This window comes from Corynebacterium tuberculostearicum (genome assembly GCF_013408445.1).
Lineage (GTDB): Bacteria > Actinomycetota > Actinomycetes > Mycobacteriales > Mycobacteriaceae > Corynebacterium > Corynebacterium tuberculostearicum.
Window position 1 is genome coordinate 1,059,613 of the sequence record NZ_JACBZL010000001.1, and the last position, 21,856, is coordinate 1,081,468.

General features: G+C 51.6%; 20 protein-coding genes and 1 pseudogene. 11 read left to right on the forward strand and 10 right to left on the reverse strand.

Going from position 1 to position 21,856, the window contains the following annotated elements; genetic code table 11:
* Positions 1 to 8: 8 nt before the first annotated feature.
* The gene (locus BJ985_RS05015) at positions 9 to 677 is read left to right on the forward strand and encodes a hypothetical protein (protein ID WP_150850208.1); all 669 of its coding nucleotides are present in this window, start codon (positions 9 to 11) and stop codon (positions 675 to 677) included.
* 183 nt (positions 678 to 860) lie between these two features.
* Here the strand turns inward: BJ985_RS05015 and BJ985_RS05020 are convergent, their stop codons facing one another.
* On the reverse strand, positions 861 to 1,739 hold the full coding sequence (locus BJ985_RS05020) for a hypothetical protein (protein WP_179386790.1): 879 nt from the start codon (positions 1,737 to 1,739) through the stop codon (positions 861 to 863).
* Between the two features lie 436 nt (positions 1,740 to 2,175).
* On the opposite strand from BJ985_RS05020, the gene BJ985_RS05025 reads away from it, so the two are divergent.
* Positions 2,176 to 2,313 carry a CPBP family intramembrane glutamic endopeptidase gene (locus BJ985_RS05025; protein ID WP_179386791.1) on the forward strand — a complete coding sequence of 46 codons (138 nt, stop codon included), beginning with the start codon at positions 2,176 to 2,178 and terminating at the stop codon, positions 2,311 to 2,313.
* A gap of 191 nt (positions 2,314 to 2,504) precedes the next feature.
* Here BJ985_RS05025 and BJ985_RS05030 read toward each other — a convergent pair whose 3' ends face one another.
* Positions 2,505 to 4,271, reverse strand: a complete 1,767-nt coding sequence (locus BJ985_RS05030) for a DUF726 domain-containing protein (RefSeq protein ID WP_179386792.1) — start codon at positions 4,269 to 4,271, stop codon at positions 2,505 to 2,507.
* Positions 4,272 to 4,782: 511 nt separating this feature from the next.
* Here BJ985_RS05030 and BJ985_RS05035 point away from each other — a divergent pair.
* The 4 genes from BJ985_RS05035 (at position 4,783) to BJ985_RS05050 (ending at position 8,346) form a co-directional block, all read left to right on the forward strand.
* Positions 4,783 to 5,442, forward strand: coding sequence for an RNA-dependent RNA polymerase family protein (locus BJ985_RS05035; protein ID WP_179386793.1), 660 nt, complete (start codon positions 4,783 to 4,785; stop codon positions 5,440 to 5,442).
* Positions 5,443 to 5,499: 57 nt separating this feature from the next.
* A protein-coding gene (locus BJ985_RS05040; protein ID WP_101679514.1) for an IS3 family transposase occupies positions 5,500 to 6,716 on the forward strand; the annotation gives its coding sequence in 2 pieces (ribosomal slippage) (positions 5,500 to 5,761 and positions 5,761 to 6,716; 1,218 coding nt in all).
* A 20-nt stretch (positions 6,717 to 6,736) separates the two neighbouring features.
* Positions 6,737 to 7,513, forward strand: a complete 777-nt coding sequence (locus BJ985_RS05045) for a reverse transcriptase domain-containing protein (protein ID WP_179386794.1) — start codon at positions 6,737 to 6,739, stop codon at positions 7,511 to 7,513.
* On the forward strand, positions 7,510 to 8,346 hold the full coding sequence (locus BJ985_RS05050) for an RNA-dependent RNA polymerase family protein (RefSeq protein ID WP_179386795.1): 837 nt from the start codon (positions 7,510 to 7,512) through the stop codon (positions 8,344 to 8,346). The genes BJ985_RS05045 and BJ985_RS05050 overlap by 4 nt, the downstream gene beginning before the upstream one ends.
* Here BJ985_RS05050 and BJ985_RS05055 read toward each other — a convergent pair.
* A protein-coding gene (locus BJ985_RS05055) for an IS3 family transposase (RefSeq protein ID WP_100067808.1) occupies positions 8,333 to 9,525 on the reverse strand; the annotation gives its coding sequence in 2 pieces (ribosomal slippage) (positions 8,333 to 9,246 and positions 9,246 to 9,525; 1,194 coding nt in all). The two genes, BJ985_RS05050 and BJ985_RS05055, sit on opposite strands and share 14 nt — an antisense overlap.
* A 90-nt stretch (positions 9,526 to 9,615) precedes the next feature.
* Between BJ985_RS05055 and BJ985_RS05060 the strand changes: the two genes are divergently transcribed.
* A complete protein-coding gene (locus BJ985_RS05060) occupies positions 9,616 to 10,938 on the forward strand; it encodes an RNA-directed DNA polymerase (protein ID WP_179386796.1) in 1,323 nt (440 codons plus the stop codon).
* Here BJ985_RS05060 and BJ985_RS05065 read toward each other — a convergent pair.
* Positions 10,925 to 12,117, reverse strand: a protein-coding gene (locus BJ985_RS05065; RefSeq protein WP_100067808.1) for an IS3 family transposase whose coding sequence is annotated in 2 segments (ribosomal slippage) — positions 10,925 to 11,838 and positions 11,838 to 12,117 — 1,194 coding nt in all. Because the reading frame shifts where the segments join, the coding sequence is not laid out codon by codon here. The two genes, BJ985_RS05060 and BJ985_RS05065, sit on opposite strands and share 14 nt — an antisense overlap.
* 837 nt (positions 12,118 to 12,954) lie before the next feature.
* Entirely contained in the window at positions 12,955 to 13,311 is a 357-nt protein-coding gene (locus BJ985_RS05070; protein ID WP_179386797.1) for a hypothetical protein, read from the reverse strand.
* Between the two features lie 293 nt (positions 13,312 to 13,604).
* On the opposite strand from BJ985_RS05070, the gene BJ985_RS05075 reads away from it, so the two are divergent.
* Genes BJ985_RS05075 through BJ985_RS05085 form a run of 3 tightly spaced genes read left to right on the forward strand, consistent with a single transcriptional unit; the run spans position 13,605 to position 15,331 of the window.
* Positions 13,605 to 13,937, forward strand: a complete 333-nt coding sequence (locus BJ985_RS05075) for a helix-turn-helix domain-containing protein (protein ID WP_179386798.1) — start codon at positions 13,605 to 13,607, stop codon at positions 13,935 to 13,937.
* Complete coding sequence (locus BJ985_RS05080) at positions 13,930 to 14,733, forward strand: ImmA/IrrE family metallo-endopeptidase (RefSeq protein WP_179386799.1); 804 nt, start codon at positions 13,930 to 13,932, stop codon at positions 14,731 to 14,733. Before BJ985_RS05075 ends, BJ985_RS05080 begins: the two co-directional genes overlap by 8 nt.
* Before the next feature lie 7 nt (positions 14,734 to 14,740).
* Positions 14,741 to 15,331 (forward strand): PIN domain-containing protein, encoded by a 591-nt coding sequence (locus tag BJ985_RS05085; protein WP_179386800.1) that lies wholly within the window; start codon positions 14,741 to 14,743, stop codon positions 15,329 to 15,331.
* Positions 15,332 to 15,469: 138 nt separating this feature from the next.
* Here BJ985_RS05085 and BJ985_RS05090 read toward each other — a convergent pair whose 3' ends face one another.
* From BJ985_RS05090 to BJ985_RS05105, 4 genes and pseudogenes are all read right to left on the reverse strand, one after another.
* A complete protein-coding gene (locus BJ985_RS05090; RefSeq protein WP_179386801.1) occupies positions 15,470 to 15,895 on the reverse strand; it encodes a hypothetical protein in 426 nt (141 codons plus the stop codon).
* Positions 15,896 to 16,379: 484 nt separating this feature from the next.
* Complete coding sequence (locus tag BJ985_RS05095) at positions 16,380 to 16,805, reverse strand: hypothetical protein (protein WP_179386802.1); 426 nt, start codon at positions 16,803 to 16,805, stop codon at positions 16,380 to 16,382.
* Positions 16,806 to 17,536: 731 nt separating this feature from the next.
* Positions 17,537 to 17,752 (reverse strand): annotated as a pseudogene (locus BJ985_RS05100) (UTP--glucose-1-phosphate uridylyltransferase); the annotation flags it as partial.
* Positions 17,753 to 17,934: 182 nt separating this feature from the next.
* Positions 17,935 to 19,151, reverse strand: a protein-coding gene (locus tag BJ985_RS05105) for an IS3 family transposase (protein ID WP_101679514.1) whose coding sequence is annotated in 2 segments (ribosomal slippage) — positions 17,935 to 18,890 and positions 18,890 to 19,151 — 1,218 coding nt in all. Because the reading frame shifts where the segments join, the coding sequence is not laid out codon by codon here.
* 308 nt (positions 19,152 to 19,459) lie between these two features.
* On the opposite strand from BJ985_RS05105, the gene BJ985_RS05110 reads away from it, so the two are divergent.
* Positions 19,460 to 20,233: a glycosyltransferase family 92 protein gene (locus BJ985_RS05110; RefSeq protein WP_179386803.1), complete on the forward strand. Its 774-nt coding sequence runs from the start codon at positions 19,460 to 19,462 to the stop codon at positions 20,231 to 20,233.
* Positions 20,234 to 20,375: 142 nt separating this feature from the next.
* Here the strand turns inward: BJ985_RS05110 and BJ985_RS05115 are convergent, their stop codons facing one another.
* Complete coding sequence (locus BJ985_RS05115; protein ID WP_179386804.1) at positions 20,376 to 21,281, reverse strand: UTP--glucose-1-phosphate uridylyltransferase; 906 nt, start codon at positions 21,279 to 21,281, stop codon at positions 20,376 to 20,378.
* Positions 21,282 to 21,856 lie beyond the last annotated feature (575 nt).

The window sequence follows — 21,856 nt, forward strand, 5'->3', positions numbered from 1 at the left end:
AGAGGCCTTTGCCAGACCGGATTCACCCTTCCCTATTACGTATTTTCCAACGCTCGAAACCTGATGACATCATTGCCTTCATCGACGAAAGCTACGTTGCACCGGAGGAAGACTTTTCAGAATCTTTCTATATCTTGGTCGGCACGGCCATCAAATTCGAACACCTTAGTAACACCCGGATCCTCCTCAGGGAGACTGCGCAGTCGAACTATTGGCATACGACCGAATCGATGCGCAGTTGTGATGGCCGGAAGAAAGTCGAAGAAATGCTCAAGTTATGCGATGACTTTGAGGATTTGCAATATATAGCCTGCCTTCGACCACTGCAACGAAATCAGGATATTGAGCATGCTCGTCAAGATTGCCTTGAACTGCTCATTACTGCACTCACCAAGAATGAGCCTTCTCTGAAAGGCATAATTTTCGAAGCACGCCACGCTCAGTCAGATAACGATAAAGACAGAAATACCCTCAAGCGCATGCGCAAGAAAAAGTTACTGCACTCTGGGATCAGTTTGGCATGGGTTAGCCCTGCCGATGAAACTTGCCTTTGGATACCGGACCTCGTCGCTTTTACATACAGGCGCACTTTTACCCACGGAGGGCAAAGCACATCTCTTTACCAAAAATACTTGGAAGAGCATTGTGAAATTCTAAAGGTAACTCCGAAGCAATGATTCCCGAAGCCGAACCGGAATTCACAATAAAATGACCCTCACCTGCCGGTAGCCTCGGTGAGGGTCGAGCAGCTGTACATGATGTAGGGCTGCTCCTGCTAAAGATTATGCCCTACCAACCTCTTTAGAGTCAATAGCAGCTCTATAGGAGCATCATGACGAGTTACATGCGAGCTGACGGAGCTAGTCAACAAATCCCTGTTTACCCAGGCGATCGAGATAAGAATTCCAGTCCTCAAAGACATCTCTTAAGGCATGGATCGGGTCGACATCGATACCGCTGCAGTGTCTAAACTCTTGAAGGCTAAATGCCGCTGCACCGACCGCAATTGCAGCCCGAATAGCAATTTCAAAGGTTTCAACTGCATTCTGACGCTCATCTCTGTCTTGAGCTAATGCGAGCTCAATTTGTCTCACCACATTATGATGCACGGACCGATTGAACCGGCTGTACATTTCTCCGCCCTGGAAGCCGTCGAAATATTCCGCTACCAAATCTGTGTAGTTCAAGAGTTTCTGCGATTTCCCATACCCCTGAGAAGCGAATGCCTGCTTCATCTTTATGTGATCTGCTGTCGCTTCACTGTAGGGTGACGCATTATTCCTCCCACCCGAGTTTTCGTAGCCGTTAACAACAACATTAATTGCACGTACAGTCCTGATCCATGGATCTGCGTCCTCATTCAAATACATCACCAATGCTGAGTTCTCCAAAGCCGACCTTGCAAGAATTGATGGCGTAAGCGGGTAGCGAATATCAGATTTCAGGAGCAGACCAAGAGAATGCAAGATTCCACCTGCGGTTTGCAGCGAAGCCGCAGACAGATCATCAGCTAGACGGGCTATTTTCCATTTCTGGGCGCCACGAATCTTCGGCTCAAATTCAATATCAAGAGAATCTGCCTCTTCTGTTGTAAGGAGCCTAGGAGAGCAAGCAATCTCGTTAACGGTATGGGCGACGGCCTCACAATGGGCTCCAAGGCCTTTCAATGGAAAATATTGCTCGTACTCGGCGAATGAATTCTTCCTTGGCTTACCTCGCCTAGATACGTGCTCGAACACTCTTCTCATGTATCTGTTTTAGCAATTGGTGGAGCACACTGGCGAAAGAGAAATAGTCAAGGACTTAGCCCACCTACAGGCCAATCCGTAGCCCGAGAAAACTCCACTAATGCACCCCTATTGATAAAAACGCGGATATTTATCAATAGGGGCGCGGGCCAGAACGCCCAATTTATATAATCGGCGCTTTTAACAATTAGGGTTTCTCCGTTCACGACTTAACTGCACCAACCCGCAGAAGCAATCTCCCTCCCGAGAAGAGTGGTAATGCCGACCAAATGGAAAACAACGCGACCGACGGACTGGTGCTTGGCCACATGAGCTGGCCTACAGCATCGCATCGGAGGTCGTTCTCATAGTTCTGCTTACCTTCGGCGGGATCGACGTACGCCACATACCACTCCTAGCCGGACTGGTTAGCAACCTCCTAGATAGTATGCGCCACGGCAGCGCGCCCATTACCCTAACCACGCTGGTGATCAACGGCGTAGGCGAAGAGCTATTCTTCCGCGACGTTGCCCGCCGCCAACTTGCCGACGTCCTCTCCCCCGCCCCGCCATCCTCACCCAACTAACGCTCTACATCGCCGTCACCGCCGCAATGGGTATTCCCTTCCTGCTCGTTGCCTCCGTCCTTATCGGAGGCAACGACGCACTAGAAGCCCGCCGTGCCGACAGCCTCATCTCCGCCACTACACTGCACCTAGAGTGGAGCATCGGAATGGCACCTTTCTTGCCGGTAGCAGATTAGGCAGCGGCCCGCCGCCTAGTCTTGAACGGCGCGAGCTAGCTGTACGTTCTCGTAGTAAGCAGAATGCGATTTAACCGCATCGCTCACGTCATGATTGACCGCGAACGAGGCGTCCAGGCCCTCGAAACCAATCGGCTTTCTGCCGCCCATCGCTGCAGGATATAGATACCCGAGAACCCTGTCATTCTGGGAGTGGTAGTTGTGAACAACCCCAGAAAGGGCTTCCCCAACAGAATCCCACGTCTTATCTTGACCAATGGCCGCACCTAGAAGATGCACGGCCTCAACGCGGACCTCATTCTCAGTTCCGGCAGCGCCTGCTAGCGCAGTAGCAAGGTTGAGCATGACACGGCCACCCAAACTATGGCCTACGAGCACCACGGATTCTAGGTTGGAGCGCTGAATAATTGCCGCGAGCGTCATGGCTGTCTTATTTGCACGGTTAACCGCAACTGTCCACGGGTTCTTGACCAAGTCCAGGGCGCCTAGAGCAAAGCCTGCAGGCGTTGCCTTCTTGGCCAACTTCTTTCCGGCATGTTTGACCATTCCCTTCAGCACGGCTCCGCCGGCGAAACCAGCTCCCGGAGCTAGGAAACCGGCAAGCTCCAGCATTTCCTTGCTTCCCCATGTCACCAGGTAAATCGGAGAATCAGGGTAGGCAGCTTCGACCGCCTTAACTTCGGTACGCCAATCGAGCTTCTTCTCAGTGGTAAAACCACGTGCGATGAGAACGGGCGTACCGCTCCCCTTGCGGACGCACTGAATATCAAAGGAGTCATCCTCGCCAATATAGGAATTAAGCGCCTTTACTCCGTAGGCAGAGCCAAGCAGTCCACCGGCAGCAGCAACAACCATGCTGCCACCGGCCATACCTAAACCACCTGAAGCCAGGGAGCCGAAGCCGAGCGCTGCCAGGCCCGCGTTTTGTGCTACTGCGCCAGAAAAGCCTAGGAACGTAGTACCTACCGCACCACCGACCATGGGAGCTGCCAGCAATCCACCGGTAGCGCCCAGGGCTAGAGTTGCGACGCCGGCGGCCGCCAGCTTGGCGGCACGACCAACATTGGCTGCCTTGAATTCACGGAGCTCGCGCCACTGGGTGAGGTCAGCAATGCGATGGTCGAGGCGCTCAAAGTCTGGAACCTGGTGAAGGTGTTCTGCACACACGGTCGGCAAAGCCACCAGACCAAGGCCGGCGGCGGCGAAGTTATCGCACTGAGGGACGGTGCAATGGGACGTCGCCGAGCCGCAGTTCTCGCACACGTACAGGGATTTAGTCTTGGATTTCCTGTGAGTGGACTTGGTCAGGCAGCGGGAGCACCAGCCTTCCTCGGTGGCGTCACTAAGCGTGTCCATAAGCTCAGCCAAAGTGGTAGCCAACTTTGCCGAAGCAATGGCTTGCTCCCTAAGCTCTTGGACCTCTCCTTCGTGGCGCTTGACCGCACGCTTTACCGCTTTTGCCGCAAAATCCCTTTGATCAGCCGGGCTAATAAACTCGTTGGTGAAATTGAAGTCTTCCTGGACCGCAGCCACGGCTGCAGGAAGTTGGGCCTCCAAGTCATCCGACTCTTTCTGCCCCACCGCTGCAAGCCACAGCGCATCAACAATTGCCGGCGAGCCAGTCAGCTCGGCATCACCCTCTACCTCAGGCGCCTGCACATCACCACGCCGCGCAACACGTACAAACCGGCCAAGATTGGAACGCAGCTCGCAAGAAAAAGAGCCATCATCCTCAGGGTTAAACGAAATTGCGGCAGACTCAATCGAGTTCTTCTTGGCCATGGCGTTCAACCTTTCAGTAAAGGAATAGGACGTATATAAACTTTAAACCAACGTTTGTACAATCCCCGAGTAAGCTTGCAAATTAGCCTATCGTTTCAAGAAGCCTTGACCTCTTTAACGAATTCCGGTGTATGGTCCGCACAACCCCGCGATTATAATATCCATTAACCTCATTGACGCGGGACCCCATCAAATGCAACATTTAAATTCTCTAACTAGCGCGTCGGGTGGCCGTCCTCAACCACTAGTAACTTATAGAATTACTTTGCAGGGATCTTCCGCATATCCCCAAAACCGTTTCTCGATCAAATTGGAACGCGGAAGACCTTCAAAAATTACCCCTAGAAGGATTCTAAGACACGCCAGAAAAGTAGCGAGCACCTAGCCATTATAAGAAAGCCCCTTACTCGAAATAGCCCCGAAGGAAACACCTTTGCAATCCAACTTGACTCCCTTTTCCAAAAGCTCCCTTAGAACGCGGTGCATCCTGGCAGCACGAGGCAAGAATGATTTGAGAAAGCTTGACCGGCAGCTGGCAAAGCTCCTTGAACAAGCCGCAACACTGCAACGACGGGAATCCAATTACCGATCCCAATTAGAAAAGCATCAAAATGATCCGCGCTCTAATGAATCTGCGACAAAAAAGCAGATCGAAGCCATTAAGAACCAAAGACTTGGCACGCATAGAGACATTCAAAACAACACAATCCGCTTGTCCGACGAAGTCCGGTCCCGATTAAATCATGAGCTTGGAAATGGCTGTTTTTCTTGGAACCTTTCACTCGGCCCAACAGTGGGGCGACGACAGACATATCAAATTCCTAACGACTTTTATACCCGCTTGTTGGCCCAAGAGGTAATTGCGGATCTGAGGCGACTTAAAGGAGGGAAGCAACTCGACAGAATGTCGACGGTTCGCGCGCTTAAAACGGCTCTAGAACGGGTCCCAAACTACTCTGTTCTTCGCTTGGACATCACTAAATTTTTTGAATCAATCCCACATATGAAGCTAGAGGAAAAAATATCGCGCGAGTCAAGTCTTTCTGCAACCACCCAAGATCTGGTCGCGCTCCTACTTAAGGAGTACAGAAAAGTAAATACCCACGGCACCAAGAAAGTCGGTGTCCCTCAAGGAGTAAACTTCAGTTCAGCCTTGGCCGAAGCATACTGAGGTTACCCTCGTTTAGTGGACACCCTATTTGTGCGGATCTTGTGTCCGTAGGAGAGGATGTTCATTGTGAGTCAACAGCGCAAGAAGTACACGCCGGAGTACCGGCGTGAAGCCGCGAACCTTGTAATCGAGTCAGAGCGCCCGATCGCTCATGTGGCTAAGGAGATTGGCGTCTCCGCCGGGCTTTTAGGCCGGTGGGTCAAACTCGAGCGTGAACGCCGAGGGGCCTCGGATGGGATGAGTGAGGCTGATCTTCGTGCTGAGAATGCTCGTCTGCGCCGTGAGTTGGCGGAAGCCAAGATGGATAATGAGTTCTTGTCAAAAGCGACAGCCTTCTTCGCCGCGAAGCAACGCGAGCAGAAAAGTTCGAATTGATGCAGCAGGAGAAGGCAAACTACAGCATCAAACGCATGGCACGGCTATTAAAAGTGTCTCGGTCTGGATACTACAAATGGGCTGATACGCAGCAGAAGCGACTATCTGGCGAAAATGATCGTGCTGCATTTTACGATGGCGTTGACCGAAAGATTCATCAGATTTGGAAAGACTCCGATGAGGTTTATGGTGCTCCGCGGATCACCGCAGAACTTACCGAGCGCTACCAGATCACCCTGAATCGCAAGACTGTGGCTAAGCGGATGCGCATGATGGGCATTGAAGGGATTTCACCGCGTGCCTTTGTCCCGGTGACAACGATTCAATCCAAGCGTAAGTCAGCTCTTCCTGACCTGGTCAAGCGCATGTTTGATACTGGTGAGCTCAACCGAGTGTGGATGTCGGATATTACCTACCTACGCACCAGCGAGGGATGGTTGTACTTGTGTGCGGTCCGCGACGGCCATTCCCGCAGGGTGCTGGGATGGGCAATGGATAGCGTTCAAGATACATGCCTGGTCGAACGGGCCCTGCGGATGGCACATACACTGCGCGGTGACGTTCCTAATGGGCTGGTGTTCCACGCTGACCGCGGAACGCAATTTACCAGCGAGAAGCTCTGGGAAGTCTGCCATAACCTGGGCATTGCTCAGTCTGTGGGGCGTACTGGTGTGTGCTTTGATAACGCGATGGCTGAGTCGTTCTGGTCGACGCTTAAAACCGAGTTCTACGACCGTAAGCGTTGGCCTACCCGCGATGCTGCGCGCAAGGCCGTTGCCTACTGGATGGAAGTCGTTTACAACCGTCGGCGCCGGCACTCTGCACTAGGGATGGTCAGCCCCGTCGACTTCGAAAACCACATTGGTCTAACCACCAGTAGAAAAGAAATAGCTGCCTAAGCACTAGGTAGCCCCACTACGTGTCCACGATTTGCGGGCAACCCCAATACATGCATGATTTCGATACGCGGTGGTCAGAGCACCCAGGAGTGGCGTTCTATTGCCGCTACGTAGATGACATCATCATTATCGTCGACCCCGACGGGAAAGATGCATTAAAGCTCGCCGTACAAATGGAAAAACAAATTATTCGAGATCTCGGCCGATTAGGCCTTACTATTAACAAGAAAAAGACTGACAGGATCGACGTCTGCACCAACAATTCAGACGAACAAAACTGGCAATTCAATTATCTTGGCTATTCATACCTAATCCGGAACTCAGAAACCCCGCCCATAGTCGTAAAACTTACCCCTGAGCGATTGACACGAATTAAAGAACGCATTCGGCTAAGCTTCAAGTCTTGGAGACGGAGCACTCGCAAAGCGCAAAAAAATAATGACCGCCAAAAATCGCTAGATGCTATCAAGTCTAGCAATGCTCTCCTCCTCAAACGATTAAGGTTTTTGGCTGGAAATACAAAAATCCCCAGCTCACAGGGGACAGTGTCCGTAGGAATCTACTTCTCCAATTCAGCGATTACTTCAACAGATCAGATTCAAACACTCGATAGCTATCTCGAATATCTCCTGTCCGAAAATAGCGAACTTGTCCAAAGCTTCTTTACAAGCACAAAACAACGACAAAGGTTAGACAATATCTCCTTTATTGAGGGCTTCGAGTCAAAAAAATTTCAAATCCTTAAGCCGGGGGAAGTAAAGGAGATTTCTAAATGCTGGAAGGAAAAAGTTAAATGACTAGCAAAAAACGCAATGGCAGGAAGCGGAAATCAAGAATCAAGAACAGCCCTCTCCGCGCAATCATTAGCGATGTTTTACCTTATGAAGTTCCACTCGCCTTTTCCACGGCCGGACTTTTCCGTTTTCTTAAACAGATAGAGTTCGAGTGGATCGAAAATATTATTGTCGTGAAGGCGCTAAATGAAGGGGAAAAGGTCCTGCTTGAACAGCTTCTCGAAGGCTCAGGAAGCTTAAACGAAGCCGGTAGTGAAGCAGTCAAGCGGGTGACAGGTAGGGAGAAGCTAGAAGGCAAAGACTACTTTTCTAAAAAAAGAGAAAAAATAAATTCTAAACCATTCAATTTCCGGATCGAAACTGAAACTGGCAAGCAAAGAATGCTCTCGGTAATTCATCCGGCGTCCATGATCAAGATGGCTATGTTCATTGACGATTACGCAGATTCAATCCTTTACTACTGCCTACACAGTAGATTTTCCTTGCGCTCTCCAAGCCAGAGAACCCAATCAGTGGTTATAAAGGACTCCGTATTCAAAAGCAGGGAAGAAAAAGACAAATGGTCCGTCGAGCAATTCAACCTAGAATCCAGCCACTTTCCTTCATATTTTACTTATAAACAATTTAATAATATAAGTAGATTTATAGGGTCCGAAGAGTATTTAAGCCTAAGTAAGCGTTACAACGTTCTAGCCCGAACCGACATTACTAGGTGTTTCGACAGCATCTATACCCATTCCATGTCCTGGGTTGTAAATGGGCGAGCAAAGAGTAAAGAGCAAACGGGCCTGACCCCCGGAAAGTGGACACGTCGGGGGTTAGCTATGCTGCTCTAGTCAGTGTAGCTGAATTCTCGGCTTCAAAGACGTCAGGAGCTGAAAGATTGCACCAGGAGTGCCGTCGGCGTGTGTTGTAGCGCATGCACCACCGGAAGACTTCTTGGCGGCAGGAGATCGGATTGTCAAAGACTTTCCTGTCACGCAAGATTTCCCGCTTGAGCGTGGCGTTAAACGATTCTGCTAGGGCGTTATCAGCACTCGTTCCTACCGCTCCCATAGACTGGCGCACACCCAACGACGAGCAATAGTTCCTAAAGGCTTGTGAGGTGTACACGCTGCCGTGATCAGAATGGAAAATTGCCCCTTTAAGGCTTCCGCGGACTTTCCTGGCATGGGACAAAGCTTCGATAACCAGTGATACCCGCATGTGATCGGCGAGTGCATGTCCGACAAGTTTGCGCGAGTAGACGTCGATGACCGTGGCCAGGTACATGTTCTTGCCGCCCTTACACGGCAGGTACGTAATGTCGCCTACATAGACGTGGTTTGGCCTGTCAGCTGTGAATCTGCGGCCTACTAGATCTGGCATGACGCGGTGACCAGGCTTACGCCTGGTAGTGACGCATCGGCGGCGTTTGGTAAAGCCTTTAAGTCCCATGGATTTCATGATTCGTGCGACTTTCTTGTGATTTATCGGGCCAAAGCTCGTATCGGCTTTAAGGCTTGCAGCGATGCGTTTAGCACCATAAAGCCCGTATTCATCATCGAAGATGGTCTTGATTCTTGCACCAATAAGAGCATCCGAACACGTCTTTAACCTGCGTTCTTCGCGGGTTTGCACCCATTTGTAGAACGAGGAGCGATTGAGCTTTAACACCTGGCACATCCGCTTAACCGAGAATTCGGTTCGGTGGTCATAGACAAACTGGAAGCGGATCACCAGTGAGTCTCTTCGGCAAAATATTTCGCGGCCTTGCGCAGGATGTCACGTTCTTCGCGCAGCTTTGCGTTCTCTTTTTCTAACTGGCGGATCCGTTCGGAATCATTCGCTGCTTGGACCTTGTCGCGCATGCTTTTTGTGCGGGCACGTTTGCCGGTGCCGTACTTCTTGATCCAAGAATGCAGCGAGGCACGGTTGATACCGAGCTCTGCTGATGCTGAGTTCAGTGAGAGGTCCTCATTGTTTTCGTAGAGGGCCACGGCATCGCGTTTGAACTGTTCGGAGTACCTGGACATGGTGGTAGATTACCTTTCTTCCAGCCCGACTGGGCTGGATATCAGGTGTCCACCAAACAGGGGTCAGGTCCAACTTCTAAACTCCGAAATATGCATAACTTCGGTGATGAATTCGATCAAATTATGCAGTCCGTAAATGATAGAGAAACTAACGGCATCGTGGTCGGGCCCGAAGTTTCAAGAATTTTTGCAGAAGTGATATTGCAATGTGCAGATTCCCGTTTGCTAAGCACGCTGAGGGAACGGGAGAATGCACCAGAATATGAAAAGGACTTTGAGATTAGACGGTATGTTGATGACTATTTCATCTTCGCCCGCACTGAGTCCGTTGCGCAGACGATATTGGACCACCTTCAGGAAACAATTCACGAGTTCAACTTGGATCTGAATTCTGCGAAGACGGAGGTTTTCCCTTTACCTTGGATTTCCGCAATATCAAAAGCGAAGCTTGAAGTAAGTGTGGCCATCTCCCGACGGACTAAAATAGTTTTTCCAAACGAGGACCTTGAAGGGGCACATTTGTACCTCCAAGATAAAGCATTACTTTTAGAACTCCAGGGAATCCTTGGACAAGAGGGAATTACGAGAGGTCAACTTACCAATTACGTTCTATCCGCGCTACTGCGAGTATCGTTGCAGTCTATCGATTATGTTTTAGATCGTTTAAATGATTTTAAAAGCGACGGTTCAGACAGCCAACAACAATCCCTCCTAGCATCGCTTTGCCAAATGATAACGAAGCTGGTTCAATTGAGCCTTCATTTTTATTCAGGTAGCCCCAGTGTTCCTGGAAGTCTAAAGATAGCCGAGCTAACCGTCAGTTTTCAGCAGTTGCTCAATGACGAGCGAGTAGATTACTTGCAGCGGCGTGAGAGCAAACACCTGTTGCGAAATGAAATCATTCAGATCTTGATGCTCCCCAAAGCAGAGAATACCCTCAGTGTAAGTTCACTTAATTTGATTGATTGTTTAAGTCATATGAAAGAAGGCCCTAGCGACGACGAGCTATCAGCAATCTTAGACTCTCGACAGACCGGTATTGACCAACTAGATGCGTTCGGCGTACTCGTTCTGCTCCGCGCGATATACAGAAGAGAGACTGAAAATCAAGGTCAAGACAGCCATTATGAAAGTCTCTGTCAGCGAGCTAAGCAGATAATCGATTCCGCTAAAATCCGCACCGTTAACGATTCTCAAGCAACTTTCCTGCAGCTCAGCCTCATCTTTCACCCTGGAATGAGTGCAGCTACTATCAGTAGCATTACAGGCTTAAAGACCGAAAAAATCCAAGCTGTACGGTCTATTAGTGGAAACGAGAAGAACTCAGTTAATGATCAGATATCCCCATTTTTGTGGGATGTGGGCCTGACCCCCGGAAAGTGGACACGTCGGGGGTTAGCTATGCTGCTCTAGTCAGTGTAGCTGAATTCTCGGCTTCAAAGACGTCAGGAGCTGAAAGATTGCACCAGGAGTGCCGTCGGCGTGTGTTGTAGCGCATGCACCACCGGAAGACTTCTTGGCGGCAGGAGATCGGATTGTCAAAGACTTTCCTGTCACGCAAGATTTCCCGCTTGAGCGTGGCGTTAAACGATTCTGCTAGGGCGTTATCAGCACTCGTTCCTACCGCTCCCATAGACTGGCGCACACCCAACGACGAGCAATAGTTCCTAAAGGCTTGTGAGGTGTACACGCTGCCGTGATCAGAATGGAAAATTGCCCCTTTAAGGCTTCCGCGGACTTTCCTGGCATGGGACAAAGCTTCGATAACCAGTGATACCCGCATGTGATCGGCGAGTGCATGTCCGACAAGTTTGCGCGAGTAGACGTCGATGACCGTGGCCAGGTACATGTTCTTGCCGCCCTTACACGGCAGGTACGTAATGTCGCCTACATAGACGTGGTTTGGCCTGTCAGCTGTGAATCTGCGGCCTACTAGATCTGGCATGACGCGGTGACCAGGCTTACGCCTGGTAGTGACGCATCGGCGGCGTTTGGTAAAGCCTTTAAGTCCCATGGATTTCATGATTCGTGCGACTTTCTTGTGATTTATCGGGCCAAAGCTCGTATCGGCTTTAAGGCTTGCAGCGATGCGTTTAGCACCATAAAGCCCGTATTCATCATCGAAGATGGTCTTGATTCTTGCACCAATAAGAGCATCCGAACACGTCTTTAACCTGCGTTCTTCGCGGGTTTGCACCCATTTGTAGAACGAGGAGCGATTGAGCTTTAACACCTGGCACATCCGCTTAACCGAGAATTCGGTTCGGTGGTCATAGACAAACTGGAAGCGGATCACCAGTGAGTCTCTTCGGCAAAATATTTCGCGGCCTTGCGCAGGATGTCACGTTCTTCGCGCAGCTTTGCGTTCTCTTTTTCTAACTGGCGGATCCGTTCGGAATCATTCGCTGCTTGGACCTTGTCGCGCATGCTTTTTGTGCGGGCACGTTTGCCGGTGCCGTACTTCTTGATCCAAGAATGCAGCGAGGCACGGTTGATACCGAGCTCTGCTGATGCTGAGTTCAGTGAGAGGTCCTCATTGTTTTCGTAGAGGGCCACGGCATCGCGTTTGAACTGTTCGGAGTACCTGGACATGGTGGTAGATTACCTTTCTTCCAGCCCGACTGGGCTGGATATCAGGTGTCCACCAAACAGGGGTCAGGTCCTGTTGACAAATTCTACATCGAGCGATTGATAAACAAGTCGTCCCAAACTGTATACTAGGGAATGGCTCCGAGACATAAGTGCTATCCAGTGGGAAAAGTGGTCGTGCGTACGCTAGGTCACTTTTGCCAAAACACTGGGAGCATGTAATACACACAGGCCAGGTGGACACCAGTCTCGGGGTTCCACCTCTTCCTCTTATATTTTGGAATTTTGCTGGTTAGCCTAATCTTAGAAAGATGCGCTGATACCTAGAGCGATGGTTAAAGGCTGGCCCACCACTACAAGTTTGTTGGGTTCCTAAAAATTCCGTCTTTTTGTAATGTGTTTCGTGAACAAGAAATCAGTGAGATGGAAGCCACCCAAATAGAGGGATTAGAGGGGATTTCCTCCAAATGTTTAGCTCAGAAACAGCAAGATTAGACCCCACCTATCGAGCGGGCACGCCTTTACGCTTTCCTACTGCCTCGACAACCCCTGCGATGCTCGGACAGCGCCATAAGACCATTTTCGCTCCACCTGAAAAGTAGTCTCCACCAATAAGTAGAGGCAATGCTCGCCTCTGAGGTAAAACTGCAGTATGAATTCAGAGGACCGCTCTCTTTACCCAGGATTAAGGAATCCGTCGTCTAAATACTATTTAGCAGCCCCACATCACTTTTAGTCATTTCCGTACAGGAAAACTAAACCGTTTAGTAGGCGGAGAACAAGCAATCCGATAGGCGAAATATAATTTAAACCTCTTCGCCTCACGTTCCTTACCCTTGCCTACCCCGACACCTCTCTAGGAGAACCTCTAATCCGTAATAAGAGCAGGTCCCTACGCCTGGGTATCGGAGGTCGAATTTCCCTGACGGGAATGAAGCCGGCGGGATTGCCTAGTTCAGGGCGGATGCCATCATGGACCGCGACGTGGACAGAGTACCCCTCGTAGAAGAGAAGATTGATGGCGCCAGCAAACTGCAGCTCCCCACGCGCGCCTAACTCAATGCGGCGAAGAACATCAAAAATCGCAGGATCCACAGAGTAACGCCCCGTGGCCACCAAGTCCGACTGCACATCCTCAACCGAAGTCTTTTCCACCATGTCCACAACCTTCTTCACCCGATCAGCCTCGGTAACCACAACATTAAATACGCCTTTAGGACCTGGCCTCGGTGCCGGCTCCGGCACACTTAGCTACCTCACCCTCGAAGAGCAGACCTTACCGCCAACTCTTCACCGCAGGCCAGCTTCGCATTGAGCAGGAACGGATTCCGTAAACTCATGTGAGTGCGGCGTTTGGGAAGATTTACGGACGGATTCAGCTTTAGTCGATCCCACTTTACAGGTTCCTCCCCCAGGAGCCACGAACTCTTGAATCACATTGACTAAATCTTGATTCACGCGTTTAATCGAAGCTGACAAGGAGTGCAACCATGAACATACCTACTGACTTTGGCGATCGCGTCCGTACGCAGCGCCAACTGCGCGATCTGAACCAGCGAGAACTTGCTGCCATGACCGGTGGCATTCTGTCCCAGCCGACTCTTGCCCGCCTGGAGACGGGCCCAGCCACGCCAACTCTTCACCACATCATGGCTCTCGCGTGGGCTTTGGGTATCGATGCGGCTGAGCTTATGGACGCCACGCCGCTCTCTCAACGTGTACGCGTTGCCGCCCGCGGGGACGGCGTTGGCGTGGATACTGCGGCACAGCAGCTGTTGCCTTTCCTTCAACTGCGTGTGAACTTGGACGGCCTCAATGCCTAAATCGAAAAGCGCATCACAGCAAGGCATTGACCTAGCTACCCGCTTTCGAGACGAACACCTGCTAGGTACCGAGCCGATCGATGACATCAATGGTCTAATCAGGCTGGTCGACGCAGACTTCATTGTCCTCGAATTGCCAAGCGGCTTGGATGCCTTGACTCTTCGCGATCCCACCTCAGGTGCTTTGACAGTGGGGATTGGAACGAGCAGTAATCCGTACCGACAAAGGTTCACCGTGGCGCACGAGATTGGCCACATCATGGCCGGCGACATCACAGAAGACGGGGCTTCCCTGCTCTGCGATTCAACGCATCCTTCCGAAACCCGCGCGAACACTTTCGCACGGTGCGTGCTCTGCCCTGTGGAGGCACTCCGTACTCTGTCCCAGACTTCGTCCCAGGAGGAGCTCTTATCGGACGTCGTTCAGCGCTTCCAGGTCTCCCCCACTGTGGCAGCAATCCAACTCTGCGCTGCCGGAGTCATTTCGGAGGAGGCTAAAGAAGAACTCAAAAGCTACTCCACTAAGCGGCTTGCCTCTCAATTTGGTTGGAAAGCCAACTACGACCACGCTGCCAGGATTTCAAAGTTGCCTCGTGCCTCTGAAAGGCTCGTTGCTGATGCTTACAAGGCCTACGACCAGGGACTCGTTGCTCTTCCTTCGGTTGCCTTCGCTGAACAAGTCAACATCGAGGAAGTTCTCGATTCAACGGGTAATGAGCCGCGCCCATCCAACAACGAACACACAGATCGCAATGATATCGAAGCTGACCTAGCAGACTTCTTCGCTGACGAATAGGTGCGGCATGACTAGAAAAATCATTTTCGCCGATACCAGCGTGCTCCTCAACTTCATCTGCGCCGGCGAACAAGATCTCCTCCTCAAGTTCGTGGGCGATGAACAGCTTCACGTACCGAAAGCTGTAAAAGACGAAGTAGAAAGAAAGCTAGAAATTCCGAGGTTCCAAAGCGGCTTTAAAACCTGGAATTCCCTGGTTACCCATGGTCACGTAAAAGTCCTTGAAGACGATTATGACCGCCTATGGAAGCACATCCATCTGTTCTCTGGCCCTGGTTACACAATCCAAAACGGAATGGCCAAGAACCTTGGCGAGTACACTGCTATCGCCCATTGTCTTGCACTCCTTGAGGACGATCCCAGCGTAAAGACGGCAATCATAATCGATGACGAAGAAGCGAAACAGCTCGTACGGAAGCGACAGGCGGCAACAGTCTTCACCACCGAAGCAGTGCTCCTCCGCTGCGTGCACCTTCACGCCCTCACGAATCGCGGTGAGTCACGACGGGTGTGGGAGAAACTCTCGAAGTTCGACAATCTCCTCCCCTTCGAAGAAACTGTGCTCAACGATCGCACTCACTATCACCGCTTTAATTAGTCCTCGCCTCATGCTTTGTCATCGCTGGGTTCCACGACATCTAAAACTATCTTCGTTTGAATTGCTACTGGGCTAAAGGAACTCCAGCGTGATAGCGAAGCTTTTCTAACGGAACTCAGCCCAGAAAAGTCGCCAGCCCTATTCTTCCCTTTCCCTTTTCCTAGCTTGCCTGCGCTCACGCCTTCGAGCACGCTTTGCCTTGCGAATGTCGACGACCCAACGCGGAACAAAAGGCCACGGAAGCGGGATCCCGAACGCACCAGTAAATCCAATGCCTCCAATGACAAGAGCTGCCATGACCGAAAACTTCAGCACCGCTGTTACAAACTCAGGAGGGTTTACACTTTCGACCAACCCTGCGATACCGCCAACGCCGAAAAATAGCGAGCCGTAAGGATAGAAGAAGAGGACGCCATCCCTCTCCATGCCTTCCCAGGCGGGTTCGTCATACCACTCTTCCGATCTGGGATCCCTGCGCACATCCAAAATGTAGTAGGTCCAGAAGAGCACCATAACGAGCACTGACCCAGCATAAAAGAGCAGTTCACCAGTATCCAAGTCCATAGAACATGGCCCCCTATAGCTGCCGGCTGCGGTATGTAATTTAAACGCTACCAGCGTTCACTGGGGAGAGTACTGAGACGAAAGCGAAATATGGATACACACAAGCACCCCAGCCAAGGAAAATTATAAAAGACTTGGCTTTTACGATGCTTGTAGCCCTGCGACCAGGAGGCTCCTTCCCTTTAGCGTGTCTAACTTCCACAGCGTTCGCGCCACGCGGACGCACCCGCCTTCACCCTGCTTACCAGCGAGTCCTCTGCCCCGCCTTGCTTGCCGACGCCCTCCCAACCAACCCCTCGGCTACCGAGGTCAGTCCCAAACTCCTTGACTGCGGCCTTGAGCGAAACATGTGATTAGTCCTCGTACATCGCGACCGCGTCGCGCTTGACCTGATCCGAATAAGCCTTCCTAGGCGTGGAGGTAAACTACCTCTCCCCGACCCAACACGGCAGGAAGCAGAAGTGTCTACCAAACAGGGTCAGGTCTATTCCTGCCTTTCCCTTTTTCTGGCTTGCCTGCGCGCACGCCTTCGAGCACGTTTTGCTTTGCGGATGTCGACAACCCAACGCGGAACAAACGGCCACGGAAGCGGAACCCCGAACACACCCGTAACTGCAATGAAGCAGAGGATGAGAGCTGCCATGAGCAGAAACGTCAGCACCGTGTAGACAAACTCGGGAGGGTTTAAACTATCGACCAACCCTCCGATACCGCTAACGCCGAAAAATAACGAGCCGTAAGGATAAAGGAAAAGGGGGCCGTCCTTTGCTCCGCCGTCTACACCGCCTGAGTCGTACCACTCTTCCGATCTGGGTTCCTTCCGCTCACACTTGATGTAGTAGGTCCAGTAGAGCACCATGACAAGCACTGACCCGGCACAAAAGAGCAGATAGGGAATATCCGTGTCCATGGATATAGCCTCCCGTGGATACTGGTTACGGTATCTAATTAAACGCTACCAGCGTTTGCTGGGCTAAGGCACGAAACGACGTACGGACGCGCATAAGCACCGCAACCAAGGACAATGTATAAGACCGACCACGTGTGATGCTTGGAGCTTTGCGACCAGGAGGCTCCTTCTCTTTAACCTGACCGGCTTCGACAACAACCGCGCCACGCAGACGACCCCGCCTTCACGATGCTCACCAGCGAGCCCTTTGCCACCGCCTTTGCTTGCCGACGCCCCCTTACCACCTCAACCCCCGCACACAGCGCCTACCCAGTACTTTTGGGCTGGAGTTGGCGCTTGAGGGTGTGTGCTGTTTGATGGATAAGGGGGCGTCGCTAAGCGGGGCCCCGTTGCGAAGGCCTTCCGCATCACCACCCTCATCCGGACCGGCACGCTGCACCTCCATGAGGCTGCTGACCTGCGCCCGGAGAGTTTCTGGTTCGTGGAGAAGACCAACGCCGGTGAATCGGAACTCAATAACCTCCGTGGAGCATTGGCCGCGCTGCGGGAGCTCGTTCGGGCTCGGGCAAAAGGAGCGGGCGCTTGGCGACGCCTCCCCCAACCCCCTATCCCAATCCTTAAACCAAGATTGCCCACATTTCCGCCCCTTCACTGAAGCCCCTAAAGAAACCCCATTCGCGCTACTTCATGGGCAAGGTTGAGACCGCGGCCGACGCAGTCTTCTCCGACGTCTAGTTTCGCTCCAGTCGGAATTTTTCCATAATCGCTTCCAAGTCATAGAACAATGCCGGTCCGTACTTCGGGTGGCGAAGGCCAAACTCGACGCTAGCTGGAATGAAGCCAGCGGGATTGCCGAAGTCGTGCCGGATGCCATCATGCACCACGACGTGGACAGGGTGGCCTACGGAGATGAGCAAATCGATGGCGTCAGTAAGCTTCAGCTCCCCAGCCTAAAGACTTGTCTTGAATCATTGAATCCGCATGAATACTTTCCGCCGCAACTGCACCTTCGCTGCCTGCTCGACTATTCCTCGAGCACGAAGATTCTCAACTAGAGCTGCGCACTTATCAACATGGCAAAACTGGGGTTGCCCGCAAATCGTGGACACGTAGTGGGGCTACCTAGTGCTTAGGCAGCTATTTCTTTTCTACTGGTGGTTAGACCAATGTGGTTTTCGAAGTCGACGGGGCTGACCATCCCTAGTGCAGAGTGCCGGCGCCGACGGTTGTAAACGACTTCCATCCAGTAGGCAACGGCCTTGCGCGCAGCATCGCGGGTAGGCCAACGCTTACGGTCGTAGAACTCGGTTTTAAGCGTCGACCAGAACGACTCAGCCATCGCGTTATCAAAGCACACACCAGTACGCCCCACAGACTGAGCAATGCCCAGGTTATGGCAGACTTCCCAGAGCTTCTCGCTGGTAAATTGCGTTCCGCGGTCAGCGTGGAACACCAGCCCATTAGGAACGTCACCGCGCAGTGTATGTGCCATCCGCAGGGCCCGTTCGACCAGGCATGTATCTTGAACGCTATCCATTGCCCATCCCAGCACCCTGCGGGAATGGCCGTCGCGGACCGCACACAAGTACAACCATCCCTCGCTGGTGCGTAGGTAGGTAATATCCGACATCCACACTCGGTTGAGCTCACCAGTATCAAACATGCGCTTGACCAGGTCAGGAAGAGCTGACTTACGCTTGGATTGAATCGTTGTCACCGGGACAAAGGCACGCGGTGAAATCCCTTCAATGCCCATCATGCGCATCCGCTTAGCCACAGTCTTGCGATTCAGGGTGATCTGGTAGCGCTCGGTAAGTTCTGCGGTGATCCGCGGAGCACCATAAACCTCATCGGAGTCTTTCCAAATCTGATGAATCTTTCGGTCAACGCCATCGTAAAATGCAGCACGATCATTTTCGCCAGATAGTCGCTTCTGCTGCGTATCAGCCCATTTGTAGTATCCAGACCGAGACACTTTTAATAGCCGTGCCATGCGTTTGATGCTGTAGTTTGCCTTCTCCTGCTGCATCAATTCGAACTTTTCTGCTCGCGTTGCTTCGCGGCGAAGAAGGCTGTCGCTTTTGACAAGAACTCATTATCCATCTTGGCTTCCGCCAACTCACGGCGCAGACGAGCATTCTCAGCACGAAGATCAGCCTCACTCATCCCATCCGAGGCCCCTCGGCGTTCACGCTCGAGTTTGACCCACCGGCCTAAAAGCCCGGCGGAGACGCCAATCTCCTTAGCCACATGAGCGATCGGGCGCTCTGACTCGATTACAAGGTTCGCGGCTTCACGCCGGTACTCCGGCGTGTACTTCTTGCGCTGTTGACTCACAATGAACATCCTCTCCTACGGACACAAGATCCGCACAAATAGGGTGTCCACTAAACGAGGGTAACCTCAAAACACCTCGTACTTACTAAAGACGTCACCATCACCAACCCTAAATGCCGCCGCAGATTCCTCCATGTTTATCGGAATACAAAGGAAACCAGTGGCCGGAAAGCATCCTCCTTGGGCGCTCCTTAACTGCCTTCTGGTCAAATCTTCCAAAAGAAGAATTAAAATTCAGCAATCACAAACCGAATTCGGTCGCGGGTTAGCTAAACTAGTCCAGAAAGAATCTGCGACGCATGAATTAGGGAAGCAATATGGAACTGCACATTTTAACCATGTCTCGTGGTGATGCGCCTCGCCTCAGGGACTGGATTTTGTACCACCACGAAATCGGCTTCAATTACTTTCATATCATTCTCGACGCCCCGAATGACGAAAGCGAAAACGTTCTTAAAGAAATCTCGGCAGTAGTTCCGTTGAACCTTGACATTACCGTCAAGGAGGCGAACGGCTCTTACTTCGACAATTTATCCCCTGAGGAGAAATGGACTGAAGTTAAGAAGTGGCGATCCGAAAACGCCGAGTATATAGAAAACAGCGGCTTGCCAATTGTAGATCCGCTTTCTGACCGTCAGTACAAGTACTTGCCGGAAAAGTTAGCTGAGTTAAAGGAGTCATTCCCAGAAGATTGGGTTGCCGTTATTGACGTCGATGAGTACATCGCATTGCCTAGCGCATCGACCCTGAAGTCGATTATTAAAAACGCAAAAAGCCCCAGACTTCGGCTATTAAATTTCAATTTTGATATGTCGAATTGGACACCCGATCAGCTTGTACGAAATCAAGTTCATCGCTGGGCTCGCGAAGACATCGTTGAATACGGAAAGGGCTGGGACAAAAGAGTCAAATCAATAGTAAAGATTTCGGAAGCCCTCCCAATGAGTTCTGTACACTCAATTTCTCGCGGCTCTTTTGAGAGGCTCCCAGAAGAAACTGCAAGACTTCACCATTACAAGCACCCAAACCAATCCTTAGGTCTGGAATATTCCGTACTTGATTCCACGATTGCTCCCGAAACCCGAAAATAGCCTCGGACGGGGTTCCCTATTGACTAGATAGCCTGGCCTCAGAACTACGATCATCTAAACGAATATTTCCAGTTTTATACAAGCTCGAAACATAGTCGGTCGAGGCATGGGGCATATACCGGGTTAACGAGTTCGGGTCTCCCTATCCCAGTTCACGCCGGTACTTGTCCATAATCTCCTCCAAATCACGGAACAGCGCCGGACCGTACTTTGGATGACGCAGTCCGAACTCAACGCTGGCGGGAATGAAGCCAGCCGGGTTGCCAAGATCGTGGCGGATACCATCGTGGACTACCACGTGGACGGGGTGGCCTTCGGAGATGAGCAGATCGATGGCGTCGGTAAGCTGCAGCTCCCCGCCCTTGCCGGGTTTGATGCGGCGGAGGGCGTCGAAAATCGCGCGGTCCAATAGGTAACGGCCCGTGGCCACTAAGTTCGACGGCGCATCCTCAACGGCGGGCTTTTCCACCATGCCTACGACCTTCTTCACGCGGGCGTCGCCAGTAGCCTCAATATCGAATACGCCATAGCTTGAGACGTGTGCGGGATCGACTTCCACCGCCAGCAACACGGAACCGCCTTGCTCCTGGCGCACCCGAATCATCTCACTCATGGCTGCGGTCGGCTCAATGACGTCATCGGGAAGCATGACAGCAAAGTAGTTTTCGTCGTCATCCAAAACAGACTCGGCCAGACCCACTGCGTGCCCCAATCCCAAAGGCTTGTCTTGGGTTACGGCAACTGGATGAATAATCTCCGCGGCACGCTCAACCTTCGCTGCCTGCTCGTCTTTGCCACGGGCACGGAGAAGCTCCACGAGATCTGGGAACTCATCAAAGTGGCGCATGACTTCGTCTTTGCTTGGCGACGTCACAATGGCCAACCTCGATGCCCCCGCGGCCGCAGCTTCTTCCGCAATCATCTCAATGCCAGGGGTGTCCACAACCGGAAGCAATTCCTTGGGAACAGTCTTGGTCGCGGGCAAGAAACGAGTTCCCATGCCAGCAGCTGGGACAACGACGGTGCGGACAGAAGTGGAGTTAGCCATGAAGCAATCGTATTATATTGTGCACTCTGACCATGGTTACACCCTCCAGATTTCCGGCAAGCAAATTTCTGACTCGCGCCGACAATAGGGCTGGCTTCGCCCACGCTTAATGAGACTCCAAACGGTTCTTTGCCTCTGTATGCTAGACGCGCTGTGACCACGCATTAGTTAGAACGATGAACACTAGAGCTTCGAATTCATCGGCAGTACACATTTGATTGAGTCTCAAATAATGGGACGATGATGGACCAAGCTCTTATTAAAGCCTATCTCAGGTCCCGACCTTGTCTCGCCTGTCGCACCTATGCCCAGTATCATTAAAGATCTTGGTCTAGACCAGTAAAGGACTCTCTCTATGAAGAAAAGATTTTCCATTCCTTTCGACGCCACTAGTTGTTCCATAGCTCTTCGGCCCGAAAAGGACTTACGCTGGGCTTTTTATGCCTTCAAAATCGATTTCCCAAAGATTGAAAACCCTGAATCTTTGGCAGAATCGACTGGACTCAAATGGAGCCCCGGCCTCAACTCCCTCTACCGATATTCCAGTAGCTCTCAGGGAGGCGAAACCACGTACA